Genomic DNA, 14,732 nt, shown 5'->3' on the forward strand with positions numbered 1-14,732 from the left:
ATAGTTGTTTAAGTAAATTTTATTCAAATTAAATTTGAATAATAAAAAACAATTATTATATTTATAATATAAAAGCAATAAACTGTGAATGGGAGGATTGATTATGAAACCTAATTTAATATTAATGAGTCATGGCAATTTAGCATCCACACTTATTGAATCTGCCAAAATGATATTGGGCGATTTACCAAAAGATGATTATGATGTAATACATTTGCATACGGATAACACTTTCGCCCAAATAGAAAATCAACTAAAAAGATTATTAGATAAATTTGGAAATAATCAAATCTTAATAATGACGGATCTATATGGCGGAACTCCTTTTAATATAGCCAGCAAATTTTACAGAAAAAATGATAATATCTGTTTAATAAGTGGAATGAATCTAGATATGGTCATAGAATATTTTTCTTCAGACCTTGATTATAATATAAGTAAATTTATAGATGAAATTATCAGCGTTTCAAAAGATTCTATAGCATTGTACACAAAAAATGAACCTGAAATATATGCTGACATAGATATATAAACTGCAATTATTAATATTTTTTTTCGATAATACTAATGTTTATTAAGTATTTGGATATTATTTTATGTTTGTAGAATATATTAAACATGCATTAGGCGACTTTAGTATTTTAGAAATAACAACAAGAATATTAGTGGCATATATTATGGGTATATTTATAGGCTGGGAAAGAGAACAGCATAAAAAACCTATAGGAAGCAGAACTACAAGTATTGTTTGTATGGGAGCAGCTCTTTTATCATGCTATGAAGATGTATTTGCACGTGCTGTAATATTAGAAAATGCAGAACTTATCAAATCAGGAGCAGAAGCTTTAAGCAAAGTACCTGATTATAACAGAATATCTGCTCAAATAGTTTCCGGAATTGGTTTCTTGGGGGCCGGAATGATAATACAAAATAGAGGAAAACTGCATGGAATAACCACTGCTGCTATAGTTTGGGTTACTGCATGTATAGGTATAGTCATAGGTTCCGGACAATGGGTGTTATCTACCATAGGATGTATATGTATATTTTTAAGCACTTCTATTTATAGATTTTTTATACCATATTATATATCAAATAAAAAAAGATCTATAGTATACTTAATAGAACATCCTACAAAAATAGATTTTGAAACCGAATTAGGAGAATATGGAATAAGATTTATTAATTTAGAGATAGTCGGCTGGAAGGAAAATAAAGAAAATAATAATACTCCTAATATCATAAGCAAAATAAGAATATTTGTGCCTCAATTAGATTATAAGAATATAGAAAATATTTTTAGAAGTTTAAATGTAAAACCTTTAAAAAAATTACGTAATATGATAGAAAAAATCGATTTTGACAGTATTGAATGAATAATTATTATGAATATAAGTGTATATATAGAAAATCTAAAAATAGATGATTATCATGTAAAAGAAAAAGAAATAAAAATATCGCCTGTAACTATATTTTCAAAGAAAGATATTCATATGACAAATTTAATTTGGTATATAAATAATTTTCATTTTTTTGATTTCTATAAAATAAATGATTATGAATTATTATCTATAAGTAAAATAATAAGTGCAATAATGGAAAATTATAAATATAATGGCAGTATCGATAATGATATGATATTAGAATGCATTAATTTTCTAAACGACATATTAGAGTTTTCAAAGAAAGAAATACTTTTAAAAATATTTAAAGGGCATAGCAATACCAATATAGATAAACTTTATTTAAAATTAAATTATAATGCTGAAATAAATATAAATTCATTCTTCGAGTCAGACAATATAATAAATATTATTTTTACATATAATAAAAAAAGTTTTTCATCAAAAGTTTTTTTCAGCAGAAAGATTGATATTTTTTTTATGGTTCTTGAAAACATATTTAAAATATTGATTAATAATAATATATTAAATACTTTATATATATACGATTTTACAAATATTGATTTAGTAAATGCTGATAAAAAAAATATGCCTGAAATGGATTTTATATTTAAATTAAATGAAATATCCCAAAAAGAAAATATTCAAAATATAAACAATAAATTAGATTTAATAAAAACATTTATGAAATATTATAATCATAATATCATGATAGAATATTTTGAAGATAAAGAACTATCAAATATAATTTCAAACAATATTAATAGAAGGAATTTTTTATTAGTATCTGATAATGCAGAAGATTTAAATAGTTTAGTTTCTAAAATCTAATTAAAATAAATAGAGAAATACAAAACCAAAATTACAAAATAATTTTTTAGACTAGAGACTGGGATTTAAAATAATGTAAAATAAAAGGCTTGACTAATATAATTAATCAAGCCATATTTAATTAATTTATAGTTTATTGTCTTTTTATAAGATTTATAGCAGAACCATTATTAATTTTATATGTTGCATTATTAGAATCTTTAAATGTCACTTCATATACCATATCAGTACCAGGTCCTTTACTATAAGTAACAGTATATGAATTTCCACTTCCTTCAACTTTTTTATCAGGAACATCTCCTGTTTCCATATTCGTAAATGAAATATTTCCATTGGCATCTATTATCATTGTTGGACTTTGAGCCTGATCATCAGTATACCAATTACCTTCATATGTAGTATCTACTTTTCCATTGCTATTGCTTGATGAATCTGAACCTGTTTTATCTTTATTGGAACAGCTTACAAATAAAATACCAACTAAAAATAGAGTAAATAAAATACTAAATAGTTTTTTGTTCATATTAGAACTCCTTATGCATTTATCATTTTTTCATATAAAATATTCTAAAATATTAAATTATTATGTCAATATTTAAAATAAATTTATAAGCAATAATTCAAAATAAAAGGCTTGACTAATAATTAATTAAACCCTATTTAATTAATTTATTATTTTTTACTATATAATCACCGTACTATTAGTTATAACTATTACTTTAGTAAAATATTATGTTATAAATTTTTTTAATCTATAAATGAATAGCTGATAACCTTAAAAAATTCATTTAATATACGCTCATAATATTTGCTTGATTTTTATAAAAATACTACATAAATATAAAAAATTATCTTAATCTTTATGTTTACTATGCATTATACCGAAAATAATTAAGACTAATAATATATAAAAACAAATAAATTTACAGTGTTTTTATATATTGTTTATTTAATTAATTGATTATTTTTTAATAGAATTGTATAATTAACTAATATATACTTAATACAGGAAAAGAGATGTACATAAAGAATCTTAATTTGCACGGATTCAAATCATTTGCCATAGAAACAAATATAGAGTTCAATGAAGGCGTTACTGTAGTACTTGGACCTAACGGAATAGGGAAAAGTAATATAGTAGAGGCTTTTCTATGGGTTATGGGCGAGCAGTCCGCAAGCAGATTGAGAATTGACAGTGCTAAAGGACTTGAAAGCGTTATATTCCATGGCACAGATACTAGAAAACCATCATCTCTTGCACAGGTAGCACTTACTTTAGATAATAAGTCCAGATGGATAAAAAAATACGATCTTGATGAAGTTATAGTAACACGTAAATATTATAGAAAAGGATTATCAGAATACTATATCAATGATGAACAAGTACGTTTAAAAGATATAGTTGATATGTTTTTGGATACTGGGCTTGGTAAAAATGCCTATTCAGTTATAAAGCAGGGTACTGTTTCAGAGATAGCTAAGCAGAAGCCTGAAGAGAGAAGAAGCATTATTGAAAATGCTGCTGGAATTAGTAAATATCTTGAAAGGAGAAGAGAAGCTGCTAAAAAGCTAGAAGAGTCCGAAAGAAATCTTGATAATGTTAAAATAGAAATAAAGAACGCTGAAAAACATTATAAATCTTTGAAAGAACAGGCAGCAAGAACTGAAAAGTATTATAATCTTAAAGATGAACAGAAAAAAATAAATATAAGTTTAAATGTTAATCAGGTAAAAAAATTAAAAATCACTTTAGAAGATCAAAATAAAAGCCTTGAAGAACATACAAATAAAAAGTCTGAATTAGAAAAAGAACTTCAGGATTTGGATAAACAGAAACAGCAGGAGCTTTTAAAATTTGAAGAAACAAGAACATTATCGATAGAGCTTGATAAACAAGTTTCGCTTATAATAACAGAACTTACTCATATAGAGAAGATGTCTAATCAATTAAAGAATCAGCTTGATAATGCAGGCAAAGAAAAAGATGAAACTATAAGCAGAAAGAATTCACTATTAAAAAGAATAGAAGAAGATAAAGCCCAAATAGCAGAACTTGAAGAGGCAGTAAAAACTATAGCTGAAAATATAGAAAAATCTCTTAAAGAACAGGAAGCAGAAGAAACTAATATTGCAAATGAACAAAATAAAATAGCTAGCTTAAATGATCAAATATCTACTTTGACAAATGAAAATCAAAGTGCCACATTAAAAATTGCTGATGCCAGAGAAAGACAATTAGAGGTTATAAATAAAATAATCACAGAGATAGATGAAAAGAAAAAAGATGTAATGGGCAACAGCTTTTATCAGAATATAGGAAAGCATGAAACTGACATTGATATAGGATTTAATAATCTTTTAAATGCTATAAACATAAAAATGAACACTATAAAAGAATTTGAAGAAGACGGCGTACTATCAAATTTAAATGAGCTTAGCTATAATTCATTATGCAGTTTTATTCGTAATTTAGGTGAGAGTTTAGACACAGAAAAAAAAGATGCATTATTTTTGCAGGGTATATTTAAAGAGTATACAAAAATAAAAGACCCTTTTGTTGATTTGCTTTTCGACAAGGAAGGTACTTATATGCAAAAAGAAGCTATAGACAAAGAAATATCTGACTTAGAAAGTTTTATCAAAACTAATATAGAAAAAATTGAAGAAATAAATAATGAAATAAAAATAGCTACTGATAATATTAATAAATCAAATGCTAATCTCACTACACTAACAATAGAAAGAGCAAAATACGAAACAAATAAAAAAGCATCTGAAGACAGAAAAGAAATGATATTAAAAAGTATGAAGATGATAGAAGATGAATTTGGCTCTCTCAATGAGAAAATAAACAGATTAGAAGAAGAGTATAAAAAACTTAATGAAGAATATAAAGAAAACTCTATAAACTATAAAGAATTAGAGAAGAAAAAATCCAAAACTGAAAGCGAATCAAGACATAAAGCAAATGAAATCAAAAAGGCTGAATCTGCATTATCCAATTTTGAAACTAGTTTAGCTAAAAGAGTTAAAAAACTTAATGAGATAAATGAAAATATAACAAGAGTTGGGGAGCGAATAAATCAAAGCAATGATAAAATAAAAGATATTTATAGTCATTTCTATGAAAATTATGCTCTTAACTTAAAAGACTTTGAAGAAAATACTCAGAACTTAATAGATGAAGAATCTTATAAAAATAAACTCAATACTATTAATGAAAGAATAAAGAATCTCGGACATATAAATGAAATGGCACTTGATGAATATCAGGAAGCTAAAAATAGATTTGAATTCCTTACTAAACAAAAAGAAGATTTGGAAAAATCAAAAGAAGAGATATTAAAAATAATAGCCGATGCCAATAAAAAAGCTGGTGAAGATTTCTTAAAAACATTCAATGAAATAAATAAAAAATTCTCAGAAACATTTAAAATACTATTCGGCGGAGGAAATGCCGGACTTAAAATACAAAATGAAGAAGATTTATTAAACAGCCCTATAGATATATTCGCTCAGCCTCCGGGAAAAAGAATGGAGAACATTGTATCTTATTCAGGCGGCGAGCTTACTATGACAGGACTTGCTTTGGTATTTGCGATATTCCTATACCGTCCTAGTCCTTTCTGTATACTTGATGAGGTGGATGCTGCACTTGACGGAGCGAACATTATAAGATACAAAAACATGGTTAAAAACTTATCTGACAAGACTCAGTTCTTAATCATCACGCATGATGAAGTATCTGCAACTATAGCCGATGCTTATTATGGAATAACTGCTGAAGAGAAAGGGGTTTCAAAAATATTCACTGTTAAAGTAGATAAAGAAGGAAAAGTTAATGGCAGTGAAGAAAAGCTGGTTAATCAGGAATAACTTACCGCACGTTAAGTCAAATTTAAAATATAAGTTTATCTCAAACTCAAATTTCATTATATTAAAAAAATTATTATACGTGCGTTGAAAAGATTTTAAATCTAATAAACGCTAGGGCGGGTGCTTTTATGACAAATTAAAATTTTAAATATAAAAAAACTATAACAACAAATAAAATCAAAAAATATAAAGGGCGGGCAAGTGTAATTAAATTTTAAAATTCATTTTCATACCCCACCCACTAGACTTTTTAATTTATTTTGAAATTTTAATTTTTTATTTTTTTATAATATAACTAGAATTTTTTAGCTACCCACCCAAGTTATAATGCATTCACCGCACGCAGAATATTATTATATTATTAAGTATATTAATTAATTATAATTATCATTATATATAAAAGTTTACTTACCGTGCGTTATGGAAATTTAAAAATTTAAATAATTTTGCTTTTATAGATAAATATAATATAATTATAATATATGGAGAGTTTAATAAATTATATAAAAAAATTTCCCTATTTATTTGGAATATTAATAGGACTTATATTTATTCTAGCTGCAATTTTTAAATGGAATGGGCTTTTAAACAATAACAGCTCAAATTTTATGATAGGCATATATGAAATGTTTGGTGAGATTGGAGTTAGAATACTTACCGGTATTTTAGGAACTGTAATTATAATAAGCTCTGTAATTATTTTGATAATAAGAAAATGAATATTGAAAAACATTTATTTGATGATACAAATTTCTTTCCTAATAAGATGCAAATTTTGATATTAGGTACTTTCCCTGTTCCATTATATTCTAATGTAGAAAAGTTTGATAAATTAAGTAGAGAAGAACAAAATAATGCTTGGTATTATTCAAGTAAAAGAAGCGAATTCTGGAAAATAATAGCTGACTGCTTTGATATAGATTATAAAAATGATTTTCTTTTTAATAAGATCAAAAAGAAAAAACTTTTTGAAGAAAATAAAATAGGTATAGCAGATGTATTTTCAAAATGCAAAAGAAAAAATGAAAATAGTGCAAGAGATACAGATTTAATAATATTAGAGCATAATAATATACTTAAGAATCTTATTACAGATGAAAATAATTATAGAGATTTAAAACTTATTATATTCACAAGCCGATTCACAGAAAATCACTTTTTAAAAATCATTAATGATATTGAATATAATATAGAAGAAAGCAAAGAAGTTTATGAATACTATAATAATGGAATCAATGAAAAAGGAATAAGTATTGATATAATAAATGCTTTAAGGGAAAGATATTTATATGTTAATGCTTCAAGAAAGATTAAATTATCCACAATAACTTTGAAAATAAGTCCAATAAAAGGTGTAAGTTTATATTCTACCAAAAAAGAGCTTTATAAATATTATTTAAATAATAGTAAAAATAAATCATAAACTAATTAAAATTAATATATCTTATTCCGAAATTTGATAATAGCAAAAATTCTATACTTTAAGGAAGAATTAAAAATGCGTTATTTAAGTTTTATTTTAATATTTTTAAATACTTTTTTGTATTGTTCGCACAAATGCCTAATACAGGAAGATTAGATCAGTTACTAGATTATGCTAATGCCGGAGATACTAACGGTATAAAAAGATTAATCTCTCAAGGACCTATTTCAAGTTTCATAGACTTCGGTGATAATCAAGGTCATAATGCTTTAATCACAGCAGCTTCTAAAGGATATAAGGATATTGTACTTCTCCTTCTATCCCAAAATGCTAATGTTAATCTCACTTGCATACATGGAAAAACAGCTTTAACTTATGCTGCTGATGCAGGATATGTTGATATAGTTTCTTATTTGCTTGCTAAAAATGCTAACCCTAATATAAAAATAAATGGCGGTACAACAGCATTATTACAAGCAGCAGGAAAAGGATATTACAGCATAGTAGAAATGATAGTTAATGCTAATGCTGATTTAAGAATGATGGGAACTTACAGAAGCGGAAATGATGACGGAATAAATTATAATATGACTCCTTTAATGGTAGCTTCCTATAATAATCATGACTTAATAGTGAGATTATTATTAGATAAAGGAAGCGATATTAATTATGTGAATGAATATGGTGCTAATGCCCTATTTTATGCTATAGCTAGAGGAAATAATGATATTGCAAAACTTCTATTAGAGAGAGGGGCAGATGCCAATATAGTTGCTTCTTATGGCCCTTATGGTAATATTACACCTCTTGCCCTAGCCTCTACATTAGGTTTGACAGATATTATATCTTCATTACTTATAGGAAAATCTGATATAAACTTTAAAATGAGAGATGGAAGAACTGCTTTAATATGGGCAGCTATTGCTGGTAAAAGTGAGGCTGTAAATTCTTTAATAATGAATAAAGCAAATTTAAATATTGCTGATAATGACGGAAAAACTGCTTTAATGTTTGCTGCTGAAAATGGAGATTATGCTTCAGTAGAATATTTAATTAATGCTGGAGCTTATTTAAATACCTTGGATAAATTTAAAAAGACTGCTTTAATGTACGCTATGGAAAATGGTAATACAGAAGTTATAGATTTACTTACTAGAGCAAGCCTAACTTATAATAAATAATGCATTAATAAATATAAAAAATAAAAAGGGACTGTATAAGTCCCTATTTTTATTTTCATAACTATTATCAATTATTCTTATCTGCTTTTTCTTTATGCTTTTTACTGCTAGAAGAAGTATCTTTCACATCATTGATAAAATAGAATAAAGATTCAATCTCATCAGCTATATTAACATCATTGATTATACAATCAGGTCTTTCTAAAAGTTTTATAGGAGCAAAATTTAAAACACCTTTTATTCCTGCATTACATATAACATCAAACATTCTTTGAGCTTCCAAATCAGGTACAGTCAATATTGCTACTTCTATTTTATTATTGATTATAAAATCCTTTACTTCTTCTATAGGAAGTATAGGAGTGGATGCATTTCTATCAATTTTTTCAGGATTATGATCAAATGCTGCAACTATTCTTATAGATTCGCTTTCAAATCCTCTGTAATTTACCAATGCTTTTCCTATTTTACCATATCCTACCAATATAATATTATGTGATATTTGTTTACCTAATATGCTGTCAATTTGCTCTAGTAAATCATCTATATTATATCCGCCTTTCTTGTTTCCAGAAATGTTGAATAATGAAAAATCTTTTCTTACTTGAACTGATGTTATACCTATTGCATCACCTAAATTATTAGAATATGCTTTTATAAATCCAAAACTCTTCATGCGTCTTAAAGCATTCTTGTATTTTAATAAACGCATAATTTGTGTTCTGCTAATCATAATATATCCTTAAATTTTTTCTTCTAGTTTACTATTCAGTAATATGTTATATTATAACATATTAAAGTTATCTGTCAATAAAAATATTATCATAAAACAGCTACTTTATGAGAACTTATATATGAATGAAAGAACATTAATAATATTTTTTATATTATTCTTATTTGTTAAAATGAATTAATTATATATAATTTTATTTTTAAGCATTTATTTTTCATTTTTACTGGAAAAAAAACATTATTGTTATATAATAAGTCATTATGATAGATTATAAATTAATAGCACAAACAATAAAAGAATCAAAATATGCTGTAGCCTTTACAGGTGCAGGTATAAGCGTAGAAAGCGGGGTACCCCCTTTCAGAGGTGAAAATGGGCTTTGGGAAAAACATGGAAGTCAGTTCGCTGAAATTTCATATTTTGTAAAGCATCAAAAGGAATCTTGGAAATCTTTGAAAAAAGTTTTTTATGATCCTATTACTGATGTTAAGCCTAATAAAGCTCATATAGTATTGGCAAATTTGGAGAAGATGGGTATAATGCGTAGTGTCATCACTCAAAATATTGATAATCTTCATCAAGAAGCCGGAAGTAAAATAGTATATGAACTTCATGGTACAGCTCAATATGCAGTATGCATGAAATGTAAAACTAGATATAAAATCAATAAAGAAATACTTGCCATGGATCCGCCTTCTTGTGAAAAATGCGGTTCTACTTTAAAACCTGATTTTGTATTCTTTGGAGAACAGCTTCCTGCAATAGATTTCAATTCTTCAATAGAAGATGCCCAAAAAAGTGATTTATTTATTATAGTAGGTACAGGCGGAGAAGTAATGCCTGCAGCACAAATTCCGCATATAGCAAAAAGAGCAGGTGCTAGAATTATGGAAATTAATCCTCAGCCATCAAATTTTACTAATAACATAGTTGATATTTATATTCAAGAAAAAGCTGGGGTGGCATTTGAAGAAATAGAAAAATATTTATAATAAAAAATATAAAAAGCCTTATAGTTTATCACTATAAGGCTTTATTTATACAAAATAAGCTTAATTCATTTCTTCTTCATACATTTTAGCCAATGTAGTTTTTACTTCAGCTATAAACTTTTTGTCCTCAAGCACTATATGGTTCAAAAGCCAGTCTTTTAAAAATGTAATAAAGTCTTTAATTACTAAATCATCACCTCTCTCATAGCTATTAACTTCATCAACTATTTTTAGAGAAAAAGATCTATGTTTGGAAATATGGTCTTTAGCAGCGGAATAATTTATAGCACTCATAATCTTTTCTTCATAAGCGAAGTGATAAGTAGCATAATCTATAGTTCTTTTGACAATTTCTTTGAATGCTTTTTGTACTTCTTCATCTCCAATATCGCCTTTTACACCCGTTTCATAAAGGTCGTTTATGATATTTACCAATTCTTTATGCTGATTATCTATTCTTTTATAACCAGTTTTGAATCTCTCTTCCCATTTAATCCAACCTTTTCTCACAGTAATTTCTACCATTTCTTCCATATAAAGCTCCTTATTCTTCTTTAGAAAGCTTTTCTAATGCTTCCTTCACTTCTTTTATAAATTTTTTATCTGTAACTAAAATATGGTTCAAAAACCAATCTTTTAGATACTGTACTAAATTATTGATAGCATCTAAAGAGCCATTCTCATAAGATTTGACATAATTGTAAATTGTATTTGTAAATTCTTTATGATATGAGGAATGTTCTATTAATTTATCATATTTAATAACATGCATTATCTTCTCTTCATAAGAAAAATGGAATGCCACATAATCTACTGTTTTCCTTAAAGCCTTTTTAAACTCAGCTTTAAGTTCTTCGTCTTCTGAATCTCTATTATCCATACAATCATGCAAATCATTTATTATTTCTATTAATTCTAAATGCTGATCATCTATTCTTTTATATCCTACTTTGTACTTATCTTCCCATACTATGTATTTATCGCTCATAATTATTCCTTTAATATAAAAAAGACAATTATGTTTAATATCGTAATATATATACTATTTAATTATATAAATATTTTTATCTTTTTAAAGATAAAAACTAAATTTATTAAAAATTTATTTTTTGTTAGTTTAATCAAACAATTCAAACCAACTAAATTAAAATATTATATCACTATCTATTTTTACAGTCTAAATAAAATTTTATATTACAATGTAATAAACTAAAAATTTATTACATTGTAAAAGCATATATTATTTCATAATAATACATATAAAAAACTTGTATACAGTAAAAAATGACAATACTTTAATGTCATTGAATTTCGATTGCTAGCATTAAATGTATATAAAATGAATCCCTAAATATAATATCGATTTTTTAATTATGCCTGCAAAAAATATGGGGCAACATTTTTTAATGTTATCCCCATTTGTTTATTTTATATTTAGCTTATTATTATTTCTATGTTCGTTACGAAGTCCAATAATCAGCAAATAAATAAATTTATTTACTGGCTACGACTCGCTTTCTTGTTGCTAGCGATAAACTAGTATAAAAAAGCTGGCAACAATAAATTGTTACCAGCTCTCATTTATCGATTTAAAGCTAAATTATTCTATAATACTTAATCAATTATTATTTTATAACGTTATAGAAAGCTTTTTATTTATTATTGCTATACTCGTGACGAAGTCCACCTCTCAAGGTGCCGCCAATAATCGCAAATAAATAAATTTATTTGCTGGCTACGATTCGCTTTCTTGTTGCTAGCGATAAACTACATAAAAAAGCCGGCAACAATAAATTGTTACCAGCTCTCGTTTATTTTTTATTATTGCTAATAAAAATTATTTTACAAGTAAACTTGCCAAAGGCAAATAATTTTTATGTTTAGATTTTTATTATTTTATAACGTTATAGAATGCTTTTTTACCTAAGTAAACAGCTCTGTTGCCTAATTCTTCTTCGATTCTTAATAATTGATTGTATTTTGCAATCCTATCACTTCTTGAAGCAGAACCAGTTTTGATTTGTCCAGCATTAGTAGCTACAACTATATCAGCAATAGTAGCATCTTCTGTTTCACCAGATCTGTGAGAAACTACAGCAGTATAGTTATGAGTTTTAGCAAGTTCAATAGAATCTAAAGTTTCTGTTAATGTACCTATTTGGTTAACTTTAATAAGAATAGAGTTAGCAACGCCTTTATCTAATCCCATTTGAAGTCTTTTTACATTAGTAACAAACAAGTCATCACCTACTAATTGAACTTTTTTACCTAATTTGTCAGTTAAGATTTTCCAACCTTCCCAGTCATCTTCAGCAACACCATCTTCTATAGAGATGATAGGGTATTTATTGCATAAATCAACATAGAAATCAACCATTTCAGCAGGAGTCAATTCTCTGTTGTCAGATTTATGGAATACATATTTTTTCTTATCTTTGTTATAGAATTCGCTTGAAGCAGGGTCCATAGCGATCATTATATCATCACCAGGTTTGTATCCAGCTTTTTCTATAGCTTGCATAATTACTTGAAGTGGTTCTTCATTATCTTTAAGAGTTGGAGCGAATCCGCCTTCATCACCAACTGTAGTGCTTAAGCCTCTGTCATGAAGTATAGCTTTTAAGTTATGGAATACTTCAGCTACATAACGTATACCTTCTTTGAAAGTAGGAGCACCAACTGGCATAACCATATATTCTTGGAAGTCAATTGGAGCTGATGAGTGAGCACCGCCGTTTAAGATATTAGCCATAGGTACTGGTAAAGTTTTAGCATTAGTACCGCCTATGTATCTGTATAATGGCATACCTAATTCTTCAGCAGCTGCTTTAGCTACAGCAAGTGATACACCAAGTATAGCGTTAGCACCTAATTTACCTTTATTTTCAGTTCCGTCAAGTTCGATCATAGTTCTGTCGATTTCAACTTGATCTAAAGCATCCATATCAATAAGTTCATTACAAATAATTTCATTAACGTTTTCAACAGCTTTTTGAACACCTTTTCCTAAATATCTTGATTTGTCTCCGTCTCTTAATTCTACTGCCTCATGTTCACCTGTAGAAGCTCCAGATGGTACAGCTGCTCTTCCCATAACTCCGCTGTCAAGCCATACATCTACTTCTACTGTAGGGTTTCCTCTTGAATCTAATATTTCTCTAGCTACTATATTATCTATTAAAGACATATTAAAACTCCTTATAAATTATAATTCTTATATATAATATAACATAAAATATAAATTTCAAGTGAAAAAATTGAACATATAAAAAAATGCATATTGAAACTATTATTAAATTATTTTATATTATTTTTTATTACTTGATCTGTTTTATACTTTGAGAGGGTTTTATCATGAAAAAAATTGGATTAATACTTTTATTTACATTACTATTTTTGGTAAGCTGCAATATGTATGTCAGCGATAAAGTGAGTATCCTAATGTTCGATGAAGATACTAAAGGAAATAGGCTCACAAATGAAACTTTAAATTTTATTCTAGTAAAAAGAGAAGATACTAACAGCTTCAATAAATTAACATATATTTCGGGTACTATTAATAATAAAAGCGGAAATCAGATTATAAAAACTATAGAAGAAGCTAAATATATAGAAGATATTAAAAATACTAATAATGTTAAAGATTTGAAATTTGATAATACTAAAATGACTATTAATTATAGTAAAGATAAAATACTGTTTACAGATATTGATGGTAAAAAATACACACTTCCATTGAATAATTCCGAAAATACTTGGTTTTATAAACTACTAAATAATAGTACAAATTTATAATAATTTTATATTAAATTATAAGTTGACATATTATAAAAAAAATGTAATATTGTAGCAAGGATTTATGTTATGCCAAAATATCTTTTACCCCAAGACGAACTTTCAAGGGCATCTGATTGGATAAGCAATTTTCTGATGCGTGAAGGTTATCATGCTGATTATACTATAGAAAGTCTATTTGAAATAGATAAATTTTTTAAAGAAAAAATGAATTTAGTCTTGGAAAGAGATGATAATAGAAATTTTATATTTTCTATAAGTGCGTATATAGGTGAAGTTATAAGGAAAAAATTTAATGGTCATTGGGAATTATCCAGAGATATAGATTTAGATGATGAAACTATAGGAATTGGTTTCAAAAATCATAAAACTATATATCCCCTTAATATCACATTAGAACTAATACAAAAAAAATATACTATGAAAGAATATTTAAAAGATAATTTTGGAATTTAATATAAATTTTTTATATTAAATTATTATATTATATAATGAAGG

General features: G+C 26.4%; 15 protein-coding genes. 10 read left to right on the forward strand and 5 right to left on the reverse strand.

Annotation, left to right across the window (positions count from 1 at the left end):
- The first annotated feature begins 103 nt into the window (after window positions 1-103).
- From BINT_RS13805 to BINT_RS13815, 3 genes are all read left to right on the forward strand, one after another.
- Window positions 104-532, forward strand: coding sequence for a PTS sugar transporter subunit IIA (locus BINT_RS13805; RefSeq protein WP_041177517.1), 429 nt, complete (start codon window positions 104-106; stop codon window positions 530-532).
- A 64-nt stretch (window positions 533-596) separates the two neighbouring features.
- Window positions 597-1,376, forward strand: a complete 780-nt coding sequence (locus BINT_RS13810; protein ID WP_014489183.1) for an MgtC/SapB family protein — start codon at window positions 597-599, stop codon at window positions 1,374-1,376.
- A 9-nt stretch (window positions 1,377-1,385) separates the two neighbouring features.
- Window positions 1,386-2,234: a hypothetical protein gene (locus BINT_RS13815; protein WP_014489184.1), complete on the forward strand. Its 849-nt coding sequence runs from the start codon at window positions 1,386-1,388 to the stop codon at window positions 2,232-2,234.
- Window positions 2,235-2,367: 133 nt separating this feature from the next.
- On the opposite strand, the gene BINT_RS13820 is transcribed toward BINT_RS13815, so the two are convergent.
- The gene (locus BINT_RS13820; protein ID WP_014489185.1) at window positions 2,368-2,757 is read right to left on the reverse strand and encodes a hypothetical protein; all 390 of its coding nucleotides are present in this window, start codon (window positions 2,755-2,757) and stop codon (window positions 2,368-2,370) included.
- Window positions 2,758-3,251: 494 nt separating this feature from the next.
- On the opposite strand from BINT_RS13820, the gene BINT_RS13825 reads away from it, so the two are divergent.
- From BINT_RS13825 to BINT_RS13840, 4 genes are all read left to right on the forward strand, one after another.
- Window positions 3,252-6,110, forward strand: a complete 2,859-nt coding sequence (locus tag BINT_RS13825; protein ID WP_041177518.1) for a chromosome segregation SMC family protein — start codon at window positions 3,252-3,254, stop codon at window positions 6,108-6,110.
- 482 nt (window positions 6,111-6,592) lie between these two features.
- Entirely contained in the window at window positions 6,593-6,829 is a 237-nt protein-coding gene (locus BINT_RS13830) for an Imm17 family immunity protein (RefSeq protein ID WP_014489187.1), read from the forward strand.
- Window positions 6,826-7,533, forward strand: a complete 708-nt coding sequence (locus BINT_RS13835) for a uracil-DNA glycosylase family protein (RefSeq protein ID WP_014489188.1) — start codon at window positions 6,826-6,828, stop codon at window positions 7,531-7,533. Before BINT_RS13830 ends, BINT_RS13835 begins: the two co-directional genes overlap by 4 nt.
- Window positions 7,534-7,667: 134 nt before the next feature.
- A complete protein-coding gene (locus BINT_RS13840) occupies window positions 7,668-8,714 on the forward strand; it encodes an ankyrin repeat domain-containing protein (protein ID WP_014489189.1) in 1,047 nt (348 codons plus the stop codon).
- Between the two features lie 67 nt (window positions 8,715-8,781).
- On the opposite strand, the gene BINT_RS13845 is transcribed toward BINT_RS13840, so the two are convergent.
- A complete protein-coding gene (locus tag BINT_RS13845; protein ID WP_014489190.1) occupies window positions 8,782-9,447 on the reverse strand; it encodes a redox-sensing transcriptional repressor Rex in 666 nt (221 codons plus the stop codon).
- A 260-nt stretch (window positions 9,448-9,707) separates the two neighbouring features.
- On the opposite strand from BINT_RS13845, the gene BINT_RS13850 reads away from it, so the two are divergent.
- On the forward strand, window positions 9,708-10,439 hold the full coding sequence (locus BINT_RS13850; RefSeq protein WP_014489191.1) for an NAD-dependent deacylase: 732 nt from the start codon (window positions 9,708-9,710) through the stop codon (window positions 10,437-10,439).
- A gap of 60 nt (window positions 10,440-10,499) precedes the next feature.
- Here BINT_RS13850 and BINT_RS13855 read toward each other — a convergent pair whose 3' ends face one another.
- From BINT_RS13855 to eno, 3 genes are all read right to left on the reverse strand, one after another.
- On the reverse strand, window positions 10,500-10,973 hold the full coding sequence (locus tag BINT_RS13855) for a bacteriohemerythrin (RefSeq protein WP_014489192.1): 474 nt from the start codon (window positions 10,971-10,973) through the stop codon (window positions 10,500-10,502).
- A gap of 10 nt (window positions 10,974-10,983) precedes the next feature.
- The gene (locus BINT_RS13860) at window positions 10,984-11,427 is read right to left on the reverse strand and encodes a bacteriohemerythrin (RefSeq protein WP_014489193.1); all 444 of its coding nucleotides are present in this window, start codon (window positions 11,425-11,427) and stop codon (window positions 10,984-10,986) included.
- 903 nt (window positions 11,428-12,330) lie between these two features.
- The gene (gene eno, locus BINT_RS13865; RefSeq protein ID WP_014489194.1) at window positions 12,331-13,626 is read right to left on the reverse strand and encodes a phosphopyruvate hydratase; all 1,296 of its coding nucleotides are present in this window, start codon (window positions 13,624-13,626) and stop codon (window positions 12,331-12,333) included.
- A 167-nt stretch (window positions 13,627-13,793) separates the two neighbouring features.
- On the opposite strand from eno, the gene BINT_RS13870 reads away from it, so the two are divergent.
- Together BINT_RS13870 and BINT_RS13875 are read left to right on the forward strand one after the other, a co-directional pair.
- Complete coding sequence (locus tag BINT_RS13870; RefSeq protein ID WP_041177519.1) at window positions 13,794-14,234, forward strand: hypothetical protein; 441 nt, start codon at window positions 13,794-13,796, stop codon at window positions 14,232-14,234.
- Between the two features lie 69 nt (window positions 14,235-14,303).
- Entirely contained in the window at window positions 14,304-14,690 is a 387-nt protein-coding gene (locus tag BINT_RS13875; RefSeq protein ID WP_012671391.1) for a hypothetical protein, read from the forward strand.
- Window positions 14,691-14,732: the final 42 nt, after the last annotated feature.

Origin of the sequence: Brachyspira intermedia PWS/A, from assembly GCF_000223215.1 — a bacterium.
Taxonomy (GTDB): Bacteria; Spirochaetota; Brachyspiria; order Brachyspirales; family Brachyspiraceae; genus Brachyspira; species Brachyspira intermedia.